The 16,693-nt window shown below is 42.3% G+C and carries 16 protein-coding genes; 2 read left to right on the top strand and 14 right to left on the bottom strand.

Going from position 1 to position 16,693, the window contains the following annotated elements; genetic code table 11:
- Nucleotide 1: 1 nt before the first annotated feature.
- Both CS921_RS03840 and CS921_RS03835 read right to left on the bottom strand, forming a co-directional pair.
- On the bottom strand, nucleotides 2-1,936 hold the full coding sequence (locus tag CS921_RS03840; protein ID WP_099221732.1) for a beta-glucoside-specific PTS transporter subunit IIABC: 1,935 nt from the start codon (nucleotides 1,934-1,936) through the stop codon (nucleotides 2-4).
- Between the two features lie 99 nt (nucleotides 1,937-2,035).
- Entirely contained in the window at nucleotides 2,036-2,866 is an 831-nt protein-coding gene (locus CS921_RS03835; protein ID WP_205527760.1) for a PRD domain-containing protein, read from the bottom strand.
- Between the two features lie 287 nt (nucleotides 2,867-3,153).
- Here CS921_RS03835 and CS921_RS03830 point away from each other — a divergent pair, with 287 nt between their 5' ends.
- Nucleotides 3,154-3,576, top strand: coding sequence for a hypothetical protein (locus tag CS921_RS03830; RefSeq protein WP_099221730.1), 423 nt, complete (start codon nucleotides 3,154-3,156; stop codon nucleotides 3,574-3,576).
- A 43-nt stretch (nucleotides 3,577-3,619) separates the two neighbouring features.
- On the opposite strand, the gene CS921_RS03825 is transcribed toward CS921_RS03830, so the two are convergent.
- The 4 genes from CS921_RS03825 to CS921_RS03810 form a co-directional block, all read right to left on the bottom strand.
- Nucleotides 3,620-5,548 carry a BglG family transcription antiterminator gene (locus tag CS921_RS03825; protein ID WP_099221729.1) on the bottom strand — a complete coding sequence of 643 codons (1,929 nt, stop codon included), beginning with the start codon at nucleotides 5,546-5,548 and terminating at the stop codon, nucleotides 3,620-3,622.
- A gap of 98 nt (nucleotides 5,549-5,646) precedes the next feature.
- Nucleotides 5,647-5,850 carry a DUF951 domain-containing protein gene (locus CS921_RS03820; RefSeq protein ID WP_099221728.1) on the bottom strand — a complete coding sequence of 68 codons (204 nt, stop codon included), beginning with the start codon at nucleotides 5,848-5,850 and terminating at the stop codon, nucleotides 5,647-5,649.
- 25 nt (nucleotides 5,851-5,875) lie between these two features.
- Nucleotides 5,876-6,727, bottom strand: coding sequence for a ParB/RepB/Spo0J family partition protein (locus CS921_RS03815; protein ID WP_099221727.1), 852 nt, complete (start codon nucleotides 6,725-6,727; stop codon nucleotides 5,876-5,878).
- Complete coding sequence (locus CS921_RS03810) at nucleotides 6,720-7,481, bottom strand: ParA family protein (RefSeq protein WP_099221726.1); 762 nt, start codon at nucleotides 7,479-7,481, stop codon at nucleotides 6,720-6,722. Before CS921_RS03810 ends, CS921_RS03815 begins: the two co-directional genes overlap by 8 nt.
- A 282-nt stretch (nucleotides 7,482-7,763) precedes the next feature.
- Between CS921_RS03810 and CS921_RS03805 the strand changes: the two genes are divergently transcribed.
- The gene (locus CS921_RS03805) at nucleotides 7,764-8,558 is read left to right on the top strand and encodes an SDR family NAD(P)-dependent oxidoreductase (RefSeq protein ID WP_162921687.1); all 795 of its coding nucleotides are present in this window, start codon (nucleotides 7,764-7,766) and stop codon (nucleotides 8,556-8,558) included.
- 69 nt (nucleotides 8,559-8,627) lie between these two features.
- Here the strand turns inward: CS921_RS03805 and CS921_RS03800 are convergent, their stop codons facing one another.
- From CS921_RS03800 to mnmE, 8 genes are all read right to left on the bottom strand, one after another.
- Nucleotides 8,628-9,359, bottom strand: a complete 732-nt coding sequence (locus CS921_RS03800) for a helix-turn-helix domain-containing protein (RefSeq protein WP_099221804.1) — start codon at nucleotides 9,357-9,359, stop codon at nucleotides 8,628-8,630.
- Nucleotides 9,360-9,555: 196 nt separating this feature from the next.
- Complete coding sequence (locus CS921_RS03795) at nucleotides 9,556-9,867, bottom strand: hypothetical protein (protein WP_099221724.1); 312 nt, start codon at nucleotides 9,865-9,867, stop codon at nucleotides 9,556-9,558.
- A gap of 16 nt (nucleotides 9,868-9,883) precedes the next feature.
- Nucleotides 9,884-10,744, bottom strand: a complete 861-nt coding sequence (gene noc, locus CS921_RS03790) for a nucleoid occlusion protein (protein ID WP_099221723.1) — start codon at nucleotides 10,742-10,744, stop codon at nucleotides 9,884-9,886.
- A gap of 119 nt (nucleotides 10,745-10,863) precedes the next feature.
- Entirely contained in the window at nucleotides 10,864-11,580 is a 717-nt protein-coding gene (rsmG, locus tag CS921_RS03785) for a 16S rRNA (guanine(527)-N(7))-methyltransferase RsmG (RefSeq protein ID WP_099221722.1), read from the bottom strand.
- Between the two features lie 60 nt (nucleotides 11,581-11,640).
- Nucleotides 11,641-12,372: an HIRAN domain-containing protein gene (locus CS921_RS03780; RefSeq protein WP_162921686.1), complete on the bottom strand. Its 732-nt coding sequence runs from the start codon at nucleotides 12,370-12,372 to the stop codon at nucleotides 11,641-11,643.
- 305 nt (nucleotides 12,373-12,677) lie between these two features.
- Nucleotides 12,678-13,211, bottom strand: a complete 534-nt coding sequence (locus CS921_RS03770; protein WP_099221719.1) for a HipA domain-containing protein — start codon at nucleotides 13,209-13,211, stop codon at nucleotides 12,678-12,680.
- A gap of 116 nt (nucleotides 13,212-13,327) precedes the next feature.
- Complete coding sequence (gene mnmG / locus CS921_RS03765; RefSeq protein WP_099221718.1) at nucleotides 13,328-15,214, bottom strand: tRNA uridine-5-carboxymethylaminomethyl(34) synthesis enzyme MnmG; 1,887 nt, start codon at nucleotides 15,212-15,214, stop codon at nucleotides 13,328-13,330.
- A 21-nt stretch (nucleotides 15,215-15,235) separates the two neighbouring features.
- The gene (gene mnmE, locus CS921_RS03760; protein ID WP_099221717.1) at nucleotides 15,236-16,609 is read right to left on the bottom strand and encodes a tRNA uridine-5-carboxymethylaminomethyl(34) synthesis GTPase MnmE; all 1,374 of its coding nucleotides are present in this window, start codon (nucleotides 16,607-16,609) and stop codon (nucleotides 15,236-15,238) included.
- Nucleotides 16,610-16,693 lie beyond the last annotated feature (84 nt).

Here is a 16,693-nt window from a genome sequence, read left to right as displayed (position 1 = left end):
CTTAATTAACGACCGTCAGCAATATATCATCACTTTGTACAATCTGCTGTTCCGTACTGACTACCTCTAAATATTCTTTTCCATTTGAAATAACAACAGGCGTCACAACGGAGTAGCCTTCTTTTTTAATGGCTTCTAAATCAAATTCAAGTAGAACCTGTCCTTTTTCCACCTTATCCCCCTGATGAACTTTAGGTGTAAAATATTTCCCTTCTAAGTTCACTGTATTCATACCAATATGAATCAATAACTCAATCCCTTCTGTAGTAGTGACACCAATGGCATGCCCAGTAGGAAAGAGTGTTGTTACCTCGCCATCAGCAGGAGCAAATACTCGTCCCTCTTCCGGTAAAATTGCCACGCCTTTACCCAGTAGTCCCGAAGCAAAAACCTCATCTTCCACTTGACTAAGCGGTACCGTTTTTCCATTTAAAGGTGCAGTTAAATCACATAAAAGTGTTTGCCCTAGTTCTTTATTTAACTCTTTAAAAGTATTTTCTTCTGGCTTTCTTTCTTCTACTTCCTCATCATCAACTTTAGGATCATACGCATAAAAATAGGTCAGCAAAAAGCCCAAAACAAGCGCAACTGTCACAGCAATAACAAAGCCAATAAAACTGTTATCAATCCCCGTTTCAGGATTTATAAAACGTGGAATGGCAAAAATACCCGTGCCTCCATTGATATACGTTTTCGTATTAAAAAGTCCCATAATGACCCCAGCGACTGCCACTGAAATAGATGTCATATAGAAGGCTTTCTTTCTTGGCAAAGTGACCCCATAAAGAGCTGGTTCTGTCACACCAAATATAGATGACAAAAATGCTGGAAAAGCAATTTCTTTTAGTTTTCTATTTCTCGTTTTCAAAAAGATGGCAAATGTTACCCCGGCCATAGCAAAAGGTGTTGCCAAGCCAGCCATCATCACAACATCATAGCCAAGCGTCGCATAATTGTTCATCGCAATCGGAACGAATCCCCAATGTAAACCGAACATGATGAAAAATTGCCAGAAGAAACCAATAACTGCTCCTGCAATGACTGGACTAAGCGCATAAGCTGACGCTAAAAGATTTCCTAAAATTAAACCAAACCATGTCGTAATCGGCCCAATAATCAAGAAAACAAGCGGTGCAGCAATCAATAGTGTAAGAAAAGGTACAAAAAAGCTGCGTACAGTAACTGGAATAAAGCGATTCAATAATTTTTCCACTTTGGAAGCTAGATAAGTAGCTGCAATAATCGGAATGACGCTCGAAGTGTAATTCATCATCACAACAGGCAATCCCAAAAAAGTAAAATAAATCGGTGATTCGATCATCGTCCCTGCAAATAGTGTATACAATGGTTCTGCTCCACTGTTTGCTGCAACAATTGTCGGATAAACAAGTATCGCACCAATCGTCATACCAAGAAATGGTTTCAAGCCAAATTTCTTAGCAGACGTATATCCTAAAAACAATGGGAGAAAATAAAAGAAGGCATCTCCAGTTGCATTCAGAATCAAATAAGTGCCACTTTCTTTATCCACGACATTCAAAGCAGTCAGCAATGCCAATATCCCTTTAATGATCCCTGCGGCCATCAAGACACTGATGACGGGGGTAAAAATACTGGAAACCATATCAATAAACATATTCAATGGCCCTTTCGGTTTTTCAGTCGAATCAGCTGTGTTTTGCTCCCCTTGCAATCCAGTCATTTCAATCAGTTCGTTGTACACTTCTCCAACATGATTTCCGATTACAATTTGATATTGTCCCGCACTATGCACAACTGTCACGACATCTGGAATTTTTTTAATTTCTTCATCCTCAGCCTTAGACTCGTCTTTTAGCTTAAATCGCAGTCTTGTCATGCAATGTGTCAAGCTCTTAATATTGTTCTTTCCGCCGATATTTTCTACTATTTTTTTAATTAATGCTTCATATTTCATTTTTGGTCGTCCTTTCTCAAATTATTAAAAAAAGCAAGACTATATAAAGACTTCATTCAAGAAATCCTTATTAGTCTTGCCTGCTTTACCAGTAACACCCTAATCGTTCTCTATTAATTTTTGAATATGTAGCGATAAATACACTTTCTCATCATCACTTAGTTCGACTTGCAAATATTGTTCCACTAGCAGCATGATTTCATAAACCTTCTGATACTGCTCTTTTATATGGTTCAATAATACATTTTCCTTTGCAACTTTTAAGTGGCTATCCTTCTCCAATCGTTGAAAAAAAAAGCGCAAGTGGGTGACAAAACGATCAAATGCTAATGAATCCTCATCGATTTCACGTTTGCTGGAAAGACGAATGAGCACAATAATATCGCGAATTTTTTTGGTCGTTAACTGCACGTCTCCCAATTGATCCAATTCATCTGTCATTTGAGCATTGATGATGTGCATGGCAATATTACCAGCCTCTTCTTCCGGCAAAGCTAGGCTCTCCTGCTCTTCAATCATCCTTAAAGCTTTCTTCCCCACTTCAAATTCTTTTGGATAAAATTTCTTGATTTCCCAGGAAAGGCGGTTATTGATTGTCAGTCCTTGTTCATAAAGCTTGACTAAATTGTACAGATGATCTGTCAAAGAAATATACAGCGTTTCACTTAACTCATATGAAAGTTCATTTTTGGCTAATAGTATAATATTATCAGCCAGCGAAACATACTCAACAGGTATTGATTCCATCAAACTTAAAAATCGTTCCTCAGCCTTTTTTTGATGAAGAATAAATACTTTTTCAATCTTTGTCTCATCAGCTTCCTGCCCAAGCTTTTTTTTAAAACCCAGACCTGCACCGATCCAAATAAAATCCTTTCCATCTTTTCCGACCAAAACTGCGTTATTATTTAAGATTTTTTTGATCTTCAAGATGTTTCTCACCTCCTAATCATCAAAAAAGGCTATACCTCCATATGCGCTTTTCTGACACGCATAAAAAGGTATAGCCTGCTTTACCAGTAACCATCCATCTATTTCATTTTCATTCTACCTGTTCCCCTGAAATAATGCAAGCGGTTTCCGAAATTTTATTTACGATTAGTCTAATTAAAACAGGTTAAAAAGCAACAATCAAAACCCTATTTCGCCAGCGATGGCAACGTTTACAAGCAGAAAGCGTTTTGATATAATTAATTTACAGAAAAGGCGGTCGACTTATGAGTAGAACAATCAGCATATTGTTTTTTATCATCTCGTTTATATGTATCTTCTTCCCTTGGCTGGCCAGTGGTATAGATGAAAACACGTGGCTTCCCATCTACCCACCAGCCTATCAAATGCTTTACTCACAGCCAATCTTGATTATTGGCTATCTGGGCTCCCTTGTTTGTCTCGCAATCCCTCATTTTAAAACAGGCACTTATCGAGCGGTCCCGTTTGTTGCGCTACTAATTTTAGTTCTGGGGCTTTTTAATCTCGGCGTGCAGGTGTTTATTGAGCTGGATATTTATAATTTTGCTGGTATCGAGCTCTACTTTACCAAAATCGTCCAACCGGCTTTTCTAATTGCTGGTTTGTCAGCTCTTTTATCCTGGCTCTCTTACTTGCTTTACCTGAAAAAACACCCGCCAATTAATTAAAAAACAGGAATCAGCACTTTTTCCCGCCTGATTCCTGTTTTTCCTATTTCGTATCCTGCAAATCTCCCACAATCCGCAAAAATGTCGAAAAATCTGTCACATCTCGGAGTAGCCGCATGACTTTGGGCTGCTCGGCGATGTCGCTAATCAATTCATAGATCGCGGCAAGCTGCGCCTGTTCCTTATTTCTGACCGCCAGCATGAAAATCAGCCGCGCTTCCTCCTCACCGTTCCACATGACGCCTTCTTTTGCCACGCAGACCGCAATCGCCGTCCTCTTCACATCCGCCTTGATCGGATGCGGAACAGCCAAGCCATTCCCCAGATAGGTCGGAACAATCAGCTCCCTTTCCCATACCGAGGCCAAATAATCCTCCGCGCAAATCCCCTCCCGCTCAAGCTGCTCAGCCATGCGGGCAATGATCGTCTGCTTATCCCAGTCATCCTCCGCAACTAAAAACAGCTTTTCCGAAAAAACTTCTTCCGGTCGAAACGGTAATCGACTAGCGCCGCTCGCCAGCATCTCCTCAATATTTCGAATATCTGCCGGTGATAAAAACGGTGAAACCTGTACATATTCCTGTACATGGTCAGAAATTGGCACTGTTGAAACGACAAAATCACATGCCACCTGATGGCGCCCATATTCCTGAAGCGACTGTACCGCAATAATATCCATCCGTTCGGCAAATGTGCGCCGTAATTTCGTTTGCAAAAGCTGCGCGGTCCCCAGCCCTGAAGCACACACAACAATGACCCGCTTCTTCCCATCCAGCACCAGTCCATCCAAAGCATACAACAAATGAATCGCAATATAGCCCGCCTCGGCCTCGCTCACAGCTGTATGAAGTTCTGCTTCCAATATATTTTTCGCCGCCAGTGCCAGTTCAAAGGCCAGCGGATAATTCTGCTTCAAGTCAGATAAATACGGGTTGTCAATATTCATATTAAATTTGATCCGATTGATCGCCGGCTTTAAATGCAGGGCTAAATTATTGAGCAGCCGACTGTCGCCCGTCAAATCGATTGCAAATTGTTCCCGCAAATGTTCCAGCATCTTGTTGACCAGAATCAGCTCACGGTAGTCATCATAATCCTTGGCAATATGCTTGGCACTCAAGTGAAGCAAGATATACGACAATTCGCTTTCTGGAAAATGAATGCCCTCCCCCACTTCAATCAGCCGCAAGATATTCTGTGCCGCTCGAAGCTCCTGCATGTTGAATTCAATATTCTCCAAATCGCCCGTCGCAATGTAGCAATTCTCCTGCACCCGACTGACCGCAATCGCAATATGGATGATCAGATTCTTGACCGCCATGTCCGTCATTTGGATTTTATAGGTCTGGATACTTTCCGTCACCGCCTGCTCGATCCTTTGCAAATCAATTTCTGCAAAAAAGGCCTGCTCACTTTCACTAATCAAAACGTCCGCCGATTCTGTAAGCAGATATTTTGAGAAGCAGAATCGAATATTGAGCTCATCACCGGAAATGCGAATCCCATATCCCGGCCGTTTTTCCAGCACCAATTTGCATTCAGCCAGTTTTTTCTTTACGTCGACCATCTCAGCATTAATCGTTGACTTGCTGACATACAGTTCATCCGCAATTTCGTCAATTTTCACATAATCATTTTGAAGCAGCAGCAGTCGAATGATATAATCCACACGCTTTTCTGCCAGCATTGGCACGATCGTCAAATTCGCATGCGCATGATGATCGCCCAGAATGACCTCCCGGATAGCCGCTTCATTTTTCACATGCAGCAGATAGCCGACACCTCGAACCGATTCGATCCCATTGCCGTCCTGCGCCAAGACCTCATTGATGATGCGAATATCACTTCTGATCGTGCGAGCACTGACACCCAAACGATCCGCCAACTCATCGCCACTCATGAAGTCCATCTTCAAATAAAGCTGCTGTACCAGTTCCCGCCACCTCGGCATCTGCAGTTTTTGCATACTCATTCCGCCTGATCCCTTCCCATTTCGATTTTCTCAAGTTCATTGTAGCATTTCCAAATTTTCTTGGATAGGCTTCCCACAAAAATAAAAACCGGAGAAACTTAATTCTCCGGCTCAGCCTTTACAAGGATTCGTTTCATTTTTCGTTCAAAATCACGTCTGGGGATCATGACACTATGTCCGCAACCTTCGCATTTAATCCGGATGTCCATCCCCATGCGAATGATGCGAAACTGATTGGCCCCGCAAGGATGCGGTTTTTTCATCTCCACAACATCATTTAATCCAAAAACTGGTTTTTCCATCCAGCCTCCCCCTTACTCTCAAAGCTTATTCGTCGTCAAATTTCACATCTAAGATTTCCAGGATCCGATCTAGATCATCATCTGATAAGAATTCGATCTCAATACGCCCCTTCTTATCTCGACGTTTGATATTGACAGCCGTACCAAATTTGTTGCGCAATTGTGATTCACTTTCGCGAATATATACAGGCACTTTTTTCGGTTTGATTGTTTCACGTGAAACATTTTCGTTTGCATGTGTCACAATTTTTTCGAGTTGGCGCACTGTCAAACCTTCCGCCACTGTCTTTTTAGCGAGAGGAACAATGTTTTTCTTTAATTTCAAACCAAGCAGCGCACGCCCATGTCCCATTGATAGGGAACCATCACGCAACATCACTTGAACCTCTTCCGGTAAAGTCAGCAACCGCACAAAATTGGCAATATAAGGACGGCTCTTACCAACACGTTCAGCCAATTTTGCCTGCGTCAACTTAAGATTTTTCATAAGAAATTCATAGGATTCAGCTTCTTCAAGCGGCGATAGATCCTCCCGCTGCAAGTTTTCAATCACTGAAAGCTCCATCATTTCCTGATCGTCAAGTTCACGAACAACCGCCGGAATATCTGTCAACTTGGCTTCTTTAGCTGCTCGGAAACGCCGCTCACCTACTACGATTTCATAGCCATCATCTTTTTTGCGTAAAATGATCGGTTGCAGCACACCATGAATTTTGATAGAATCACGTAATTCACGAATCGCCGCTTTATCAAAAATTTTCCGCGGCTGGTACGGGTTAGGTTTGATTTCTTTTAACGGAACACTTGTAACCGTCTCTTCATTGGTATCCACTGTGCCAAAAAGCGCATTGATACCCTTTCCAAGTCCTTTAGCCATGTGCGATCACTTCCTTTGCAAGCTCTAAATAAACTTCCGCACCTTTGGATTTTGCATCATATAGCAAAATTGGTTTACCATGGCTGGGCGCTTCACTCAGCCGAACATTCCGCGGAATAATCGTCTCAAATACTTTATTCTGGAAGTATTTTTTCACTTCTTCAATTACTTGAAGTCCCAAATTGGTACGGGCGTCAAGCATGGTCAAAAGAACACCTTCAATTTTTAAATCATCGTTCAAATGCTTCTGGGCAATCCGAATCGTATTAAGAAGCTGACTTAATCCTTCCAGTGCATAGTATTCACACTGTACGGGGATTAGGACAGAATCAGAGGCTGTTAAAGCATTCAACGTTAACAGTCCTAGTGACGGCGGACAGTCAATAATAATATAATCATATTCATCTTTTAATGTATCAAGCGCTTTTTTCAAACGTAGTTCCCGTGAAATAGCTGGAACCAGTTCTACTTCCGCTCCTGCTAGTTGAATCGTTGCAGGGATGACATCAAGATTATCCAAATCTGTTGGCTGGCGCACATCCTTTAATGGCACATCGTCAACCAGTACATCATAAACGCAATGTTCGATTTCGCCCTTATTGATACCTACCCCACTTGATGCATTTCCTTGTGGATCAATATCAACAAGTAGCACTTTTTTGCCTAGAAAAGCTAGGCTAGCACTCAAGTTTACTGATGAAGTGGTCTTTCCAACTCCGCCTTTTTGGTTTGCAAGTGCAATCACTTTGCTCAATCTTTTTCACCAACCCTTATCTTAGATCCTGAATGAACAGTTCTTTTATTTTCTATTCTACCAAAACTTTTTGATTTCGTCCCTAAAAAAGTAAATATTTATGACAGGTTTTATAAAAAAGGAATGTTTCACGTGAAACATTCCTTTTTGACGGAAAATTCAGTTATGTGGTCAGCTGAAAAATTGGTTTAGAACTGTAGTTAAAAAGGCTTAGAAAAATGCTTTCTATAATACTTATGATATAATATGTTTATCAAATTATCGAAAAAGGGGCATACTGAAGTGAGCATAAACTTAAAAGGATATACAGTACTGATTACTGGCGGCTCAAGCGGTATGGGCTATGAAATGGCAAGAAAATTGTTATCTCACGGAGCCACCGTCATTATTAGTGCCAGAAATGAAGCCAAGTTGGATAAGGCCTACAAACAATTGTCTTCGGAAGGCTTAGATGTTTACGCCGTTCCAATTGATGTTAGTGATGAAAAATCTGTAACAGAAGCAGTAGCCTGGTTTGAGAAACATTTTGATCATTTGGATATGCTGATTAATAATGCAGGCATTGGTAGCAATGCGCCAGGAATGGAAAATTTGGAGTCAAATCATCATTTTTATGATATTCCTATAGCTTCTGTAAAAGCCATTGTAGAAACAAATTTCATTGGTTATTTTATTGTTTCCAGTAAATTTGTTCCTCTCATGGTTAAAAACGGACGCGGTAGTCTCATTTATGTATCAACAAGCACTAATACCATGACAAGAAAAGGCCAACTCCCCTATGGTCCTTCTAAAGCTGGTGCAGAAGCCATGGCTAAAATTATGGCCGAAGAACTTCGTGACTTAGGGATCATGGTGAATGTGATTTGTCCAGGCGGATTTACTGATACTGGCATGGCTGGCACGGGAGTTAAAGAGTTTTTCCAAAAGAACAATATGGAGATTTTACAACCAACTGTCATGAATAAAGCGATTTTATTTTTAGCATCCTCAGATTCAAAAGGGATGACAGGTGAGAAAATCATTGCAAACGATTTTGACGAGTGGTTAAAAAATAAAGGAATCGAATTCGATAATTGAGAAGGATATGTATATTTGTCCTTTATCTACAATTAAGCCGCCTTCCAATAAAAGAAAGCGGCTGTTTTTTTATCGTTCGTTATCTTTCAAAAATACGTTTCTTATTCCTAGCGTCGAACCTGCTTTTTGATACATGCGAAGCGTTAAATCTGGATCTCCTGCTTCGATACGGGCGATAATCACTGGTGCCAAGTCAGATTTCAATGCCAAATCCATTTGAGACCATTTATGTGCCATCCGTTTTTCAAAAATATGCTGTCCCAAGCTAGCGGAAAAGCTGTCCAAGTAATGCACGATGCCTTCATTTTTCCAAGCCAGCTCTTTTAAAGACTCAAAGCTGTGTTCCTGATCGGCCACTTGAAGCGAAGAATCGATTTGGCGCAAAAAGACACGCTTGGCCTCCTCGCGATACGTCCCCATTTTATCTGTAAAGGGATTTTTATCTTTAAAATAGCCTTTCACAAAGCAATAATAAGTCTCTGTTTTTGAAAAAGCTGTAAAGAAAATCAATCGACAGTTTTTATCTTTAAAATGAATCTTCATTTCATGGATCGGACGGTCGGCGGATGCTTCAATACGCACAGTTTCAAGGGAATACGCCTGACTCTTACCGATCAGAAGATGAATGTCCGGCGTGATCTGTTTACCTGTACTTAATTTCCGTGTTTCTGCCTTCTCGAGCTGAAAAAGCCCTTGCATCAACATTGTTGCCATAAGCGGTTCATTAATGATCAGATCATGAATGAAATCATAAGCCTGCAACGTATCCTTCTCATCTTTCACAAAAATAATTTTAGCCATATCTTTCGCGGATAGCACTCCTAAACGCCCCCGCTACCTCCTTCGCTTATGTTTACCTCTTTATTTTACTTTTTTTACAGCCAAATTGCACCCCGTAACTAGCAAAATGTGCAATTTCACTCTTAATATACCCTTAAATCCCCTCTTCAACCTGCATTCAGGCAAAGAAAAACACTGAACCGGAATTTATTTCGATTCAGTGTTTGTGTTCTGCATCAAATTGCTTCGCTTTTTTATACCAGCCTTTGACCCTACGGAAAGCATAAACCATATAAATAGCAGTAATCAGATAGGCCGCATAGCCCATCGCCATATTGAGAATCCCCATCAAGCTGCCGGAATCCTGCGCTACTTGGGCACTCGTCAATATTGGGTACATGAAAAAGTACACAAAAAGTGATGGTTCAAGCTGCATGATGCCGCCTGTAATGGCCGATACAAATAATGGTAAAACCAGCAGAGAACATAAAATGCCCAATATCTGCCATAATATTTTTAAAAATTTCATCTAGTAGTTGACCCCTTTATTTCTTTTTTGGAATCTGGATGGTGATCTTGAAGTAGTCTTCCTCTTCTTCTTCCTGTACGTCTAAATCCATGCCGCTGTCTTTGATCATCGAGACGGATTGTTTGATCGTATTGACAGCAATCCGAACATCCTTACTAATCGCGATTTTCTTCGGCTTTTTCGCTTTTTGTGGTGCTTCTTCCACCGTTTCCGCTGTTAGAATTTCGCGAATATGCTCTTCTGTTTGCTTCACATTCCAATGGTTGTCCACCACTTCTTTTAAAACGGCAAGCTGTTCTTTTTCTGTTTCGAGTGCTAAAAGTGAACGCGCGTGACGTTCGGAAATTGTTTTTTCAAGGACGGCTTCCTGCGCTGCTACCGGAAGTCTGAGTAACCGCAATTTATTGGCAACAGCCGATTGACTTTTACCGACTTGTTTGGCCAAGGCTTCCTGTGTGACATCGCGCATACTGAGTAGACTTTGATACGCTTTGGCTTCTTCGATTGGCGTCAGCTGTTCGCGTTGCAAATTTTCGATCAAGGCGATGGCCGCAGTTTCATCATCATCAAAATTTTGAATGATCGCCGGGATTTTTTCCATTTGAAGGTGCACCGCCGCACGATAGCGACGCTCGCCCGCAATAATTTCATAGCCAGTCGGTTCGATTTCTCGGACAACGATAGGCTGAATCACGCCATGAACCTTAATTGTTTCAGCCAGCTCCTCGATTTTTTCCTGATTGAAAATGGAGCGCGGTTGGAATTGATTGGGCAAAATTTGATCAAGCGGTAACTCTTCCACTTGTTGCTTCACGTCTTCGAGATTCAGTTCTGTTTCTTTATTTTTATCTTTCTTTCCAAATAGTGAAAAAGCCATGAAGGTCCTCCCTCTCCAGAGTTCTTACGTTCGCGGTACATCTTCTGCATTCTGGATGGGCAGAAGCCTGCATTTTGCGATACTACCTTTTATTTTAGCAGAATTTGCCAAGAAAAACATTATTCAATCGGTTGTTTATTGGGCGTTCCTGCTTTGCGCGGATATTTATTCGGTGTTTCCTTTGTTTTGCGAATCGTATAGATGTAGCGGTCGCTTCCTTCAAGCGGCAGTTGAAACGCAAATTTTTCTTCTAATTTTCCGCCTAAAAGTGTGATCGCTTTTTGCGCGACTTGTAGCTCTTCCTCCGCCTGTGCGGCTTTCATGACTAGGAAAATCCCGTCTTTTTTGACCAGCGGCATGCACAGTTCCGACAATACACTCATCCGAGCCACCGCACGCGCTGTGACAAGATCGAAGCTTGCCCGATGCTGCTTATTTTGACCAAAATTCTCGGCGCGATCGTGGTAAAAAGCTGTCTGTTCGAGGCCTAATTTTTCCGCCAGCGTATGCAAAAAAGTAATGCGTTTATTGAGCGAATCGACAATACTGATTTTTAAATGCGGGAAGCAAATTTTGAGCGGAATGCTAGGAAAACCTGCCCCCGATCCCACATCACAGATGGTTTCCACTTTGGTGAAATCCATGAAAAAGGCCGCACTGACAGAATCATAGAAATGCTTCAAATAGACTTCCTGCTTTTCCGTAATGGCTGTTAAATTCATTTTTTGATTCCATTCCACAAGCAGCTGATAGTAGTGGTCAAACTGGGCCATTTGCGTGTTGTTCAGCTCGATTCCCTTTTCTGCCAGGGCTTGTTTGAATTGTTCCGGGTTCATTGAATCTTCTCCTTTTATAAAATATCATAAAAAAACTATACCACCATTATGGAAGTATAGCTAAACTTGCATAACTAATAGATCATCTTTATTTTGTAACCATTCTTTTTGCCCCAACTCACCTTCAAGCGAAATCTTAAGTTTATAGTGAGAAAATGCTTTAGAATCAAACTTGATATCTGTCATTTTATATGTGCCATTCTCCTCTAAAACTTTCGACATGAACTGAGAATAGAACGCTGGCACGTATCCAATGATCTTTTCTTTATTTTTGTATACCTGAACTGCATACATATCGTGTTTGTTGGCTGTATCTCTTTGAAAGGTTAGACAATCCGTTTGAAGAATCTTTTCATTTTGATCATTGTAATGTCTCCAACCCCTCAAATAGAAAGCTAATTCAAAATGCTGCCCTTCCATTTTAATTGGCTGAACAAATTCATAGGCGTCTGAATTTAAACTTCCACCTGTTACTTTTAACACTTCATAAGTAGAGCTTTTTTCTGTGATGCCCAAATTTTTGAAAAGAAGCTGATAATCTGGACGCCGACGATCTGGAATCCGTCTTGAAAATGCACTAAATAAATTTTCGGACGTATAAACCTTATCAATATCCGGGAAGGACGGATGCACTTTATAACCATTTTGCAAGGCCTCATTTAGCCCACGATGTTTTTTTGAAGTTTCATATCTAAAAATATACGATCCACTCGTTTGTTGAAACAATGTTCCCACATGATACCATTGTCTTGTTTGACAGTTCTGCCATAATAAGCACAATTGGCTTTGCATGATCATCCCTCCATTCTATTTAATATGGAATACCGATAGCAAATTAGTTTTGCAATAAGATGTCGACGATCTTTCGATAGAAAGCTGCCATCTATTTTTTTAAGAAGCTGATTTATACCTTCGTAAGTAGTATTTTCAAAAGTGCCCAGTGCTTGTTGAAAACATTTGCCATCTTCTTTTTGCAGATATCTCAATAATTCTATATATTTTACTTTCTTCTTTTGACCGTCTATCGTAAATAATGATTTGGCACGATTTGTATAGGCCTGAAACCGCCTCTCATCAGTCAAATACGCTGTTATATCCTATTCAGATAAGCCATTAAATAACGAAGAGCCATTGTCATAAATTGGTGCCAAATACTTTTGGTTCCTATTGTTGATCAAAATACCCCAGTTTTCCGCATGACGATCTTGATTAGCAATCAGATAATCAAATAACAGCATTTCGTAAAAAGGACGTTTTAAACACATGTCCTCCATAAATTCAATGGCTGTTTTTATTTGATATTTCGACAAATCTGTCGGATCAAATGAGGGATCCTTCTGGAAAAAGTAGTCTCCTGCCTCTATAAATTCAACATTGGCATTTTTGTTAACAAAGTTTTTCGATAGTGTACCATATTGTTCGTTTTTTATAGCAATGTATGTTTCAGGAAGGTGCAGCTTATAGCAGTTTGTTCCGATCAAGTAAGCCGCCATTTCTGCTGTGATTTCACCCGAAGTTTTAGGAATTTTAAAAAGATAACGCGTTCTATCCTTCTCAAGCCAAGTTTTCACTCGCTTCCCTGTCGTCCAAATATCGACTTCTTGCCAATCAGACACATCCACTATTTGCATATTTGTTTCATCCCATCTCGCTTATTCTAAGTTTATTTTACCAAATCAGCGAGATGAAATAAAACAATTCCTCATCATTATTATAAAGTTAAGTTTTCTCGTAAAAATATCATTTTTTAACGTATCTTCGCAATTTTCCCCTGCTCGATATACACAAGTAGAATCGAAATGTCGGCTGGGTTGACGCCGCTGATTCGGCTAGCTTGGGCAATTGAAAGTGGCTGAATTTTTTTTAGCTTTTCAACGGCTTCTGTTGCCAGTCCGAAGATTGCATCATAATCAATGTTATCTGGAATCTTTTTGTCTTCCATTCGCTTCATTTTTTCCACTTGTTGATAGGATTTTTCAATATATCCTTCATATTTGATCTGGATTTCCACCTGTTCCGCTACATCTTGACTGACGGATGTTTCACGTGGAACAATTTCGCAGATTTTTTCGTAAGTCATTTCTGGGCGACGGAGGAAATCAGCTGCCAGAACGCCATCCTTCAATTCTGCCGAGCCAAGATCGCGTAGCATTTGCTGAACAGCTGGTGTCGGTTTGATCCGAGTGGTTTCTAGGCGGTGCTTTTCTTCTGCGACCTGCTCTTTTTTCTGGATAAAACGAGCATAGCGTTCATCGCTGATCAGACCGATTTCATGCCCGATTTCTGTTAAACGCAAGTCTGCATTATCATGACGCAAAAGCAGGCGGTATTCTGCACGTGAAGTCAGTAGGCGGTATGGCTCTTCGGTTCCTTTTGTGACCAGATCGTCGATTAGGACGCCAATATAGGCCTGATCGCGTCCCAAAATGACTGGTTCCTTGCCTTGGACTTTTCGGCAAGCATTGATGCCGGCCATTAGCCCCTGCCCCGCTGCTTCCTCGTAGCCGCTCGTTCCATTGATCTGACCGGCAGTGAATAGACCGGGAATCCGTTTCGTTTCAAGTGATGGCCAAAGCTGATCCGGCATGACGGCATCATATTCGATCGCATAGCCGACTCGCATCATTTCGACATTGGCAAGTCCTGGAAGTGTCCGTAGCATGGCTTCCTGCACATCTTCCGGTAAACTAGTCGACAGCCCCTGAACGTAAACCTCTTCGGTGTTGCGACCTTCTGGTTCAAGGAAAATTTGATGGCGCGGCTTGTCACTGAAACGGACAATCTTGTCTTCAATGGATGGGCAATAGCGTGCACCTGTCCCCTTTTTCGTTGCTGTGAACATTGGCGAACGGTGCAGATTGTCACCTATAATCTCATGTGTGGCTTCATTTGTGTAGGTCAGCCAGCAGGGTAATTGTGGCAGATCCATTTTTTCTGTTTCATAGCTGAATGCCCGCGGTTTCTCGTCGCCCGGCTGCTCTTCCGTCTGGCTGTAGTCGATCGAACTCGACTTCACGCGTGGCGGTGTACCAGTTTTGAAGCGGCGCAGCTCGAAGCCCAGCTCCTCCAAATGCTCAGAAAGCTTGATCGATGGCTGCTGGTTGTTGGGACCGCTGGAGTAGCGCAATTCGCCAACAATGATCTCACCGCGTGAAAAAGTGCCGGTAGTCAGGACGACTGCATCGGCGGTATATTTGGCGCCGCCGTTCGTGATGACGCCTCGACAGGTGCCGTCTTCGATGACGAGTTGATCGACAAGGCCCTGCCGCAAAGTGATATTGTCTTCTTTTTCAATCATATGCTTCATTTCGTGTTGATAGTCCCACTTATCGGATTGGGCACGCAGCGCGCGCACCGCTGGACCTTTCCCCGTGTTTAGCATGCGCATTTGGACGTATGTTTTATCCGTATTGCGCCCCATTTCGCCGCCTAATGCATCAATTTCGCGGACGACGACACCTTTGGCCGGACCGCCGACTGAGGGGTTACACGGCATAAAGGCTACCATATCTAAATTGATCGTCAGGATAAGCGTCTTGGCACCCATCCGTCCACTGGCAAGACCTGCTTCAACACCGGCATGGCCTGCACCAACAACGATCACATCATAATGACCTGCTTCATAGACTTGCATAATTTTAAAACATCTCCTTCGTTATTTCCCAAGGCAAAATTGATTGAAAAGTTGATCGAGCAGTTCATCCTGTACAGAATCACCGGTAATTTCACCGAGCAGGTCCCAGGCACGCGTCATATCGATCTGCACGATGTCGACCGGCATGCCCATATCTACGCCGCTGATTACTGCATCTAGTGCCTCCTGAGCCTGATGGAGCAGTGCGATATGACGGACATTCGACACATAGGTTGCGTCACCTGCGTCAATTTCGCCTTCAAAGAACATCTTTTTAATGGCTTCTTCAAGCTGAATCGCGCCCTGTTCCTCTACCATCGACGTCAGAACGACCGGGTGATCCCCTGCCAGTCGGTAAACTTCCTCTAGATCCATTTCCCTCTCCAAATCGGTTTTATTGAGCACGACAACAAATTGCTGACCGCTTGCTGCTTCAAAAAGCGCATAGTCCTCTTTTGTGAGCGGCTCATGCTGATTTAGTACTAGCAAAATAAAATCTGCTTCTGACAGCGCCTTGCGTGACCGTTCAACTCCGATTTTCTCCACAATGTCCTCTGTTTCCCGAATCCCAGCTGTATCGATCAGCCGCAACGGAACTCCCCGAACGTTGACGTATTCTTCAATGATGTCACGTGTGGTTCCGGCAATATCTGTCACGATGGCCTTATCTTCCTGAATCAGCTGATTGAGGAGCGATGATTTGCCGACATTGGGCCGCCCGATGATGGCAGTAGCCAAACCTTCACGCAGAATTTTCCCTTGCTGAGCCGTTTGCAGCAACTGTTCAACGGATGCTTTTACGAGCCGAGTTTTCTCAAGCAGCATTTGCTGGGTCATTTCTTCCACATCATCGTATTCTGGATAGTCGATATTGACTTCCACCTGGGCAAGCGCATCAAGGATTTCTTGTCGCAAATTACGAATCAGTCGTGAAAGATTGCCGTCCATCTGCCGCAGCGCCACGCCCATCGCCCGATCTGTTTTGGCACGAATCAAGTCCATCACAGCCTCTGCTTGTGAAAGGTCAATCCGTCCGTTCAGAAAAGCTCGTTTGGTAAATTCGCCCGGTTCTGCTAAGCGCGCCCCCGTCCTGAGAAGCAGCTGAAGAACCCGATTGACCGAAACGATTCCGCCGTGACAGTTGATTTCTACAACATCTTCACGGGTGAACGTTCGCGGCGCCCGCATGACAGATACCATGACTTCCTCAATTACTTCATTATTTTCTTTAATATGTCCATAGTGAATGGTATGACTTTCGGCCTCGTTCAGCCGTTTTTTGGCATAAAAAATACGATCCGCTATTTGAATCGCCTCATCACCGCTTAACCGAATGATAGCAATGGCTCCCTCGCCAGGCGGTGTTGAGATAGCTGCGATAGTATCAAAATCCATTCTAAAAACCACCTTTCCTCTAAAGCGCTCAGAAAACCTGAACCTCTCTAAAATTGGCGTGCGAATAAAAATTGGCACAATAAA

Source organism: Listeria costaricensis (genome assembly GCF_900183385.1).
Lineage (GTDB): Bacteria > Bacillota > Bacilli > Lactobacillales > Listeriaceae > Listeria > Listeria costaricensis.
The sequence above is the reverse complement of the archived record's forward strand: the minus strand, read 5'-3'. Positions and strand labels throughout refer to the sequence as shown.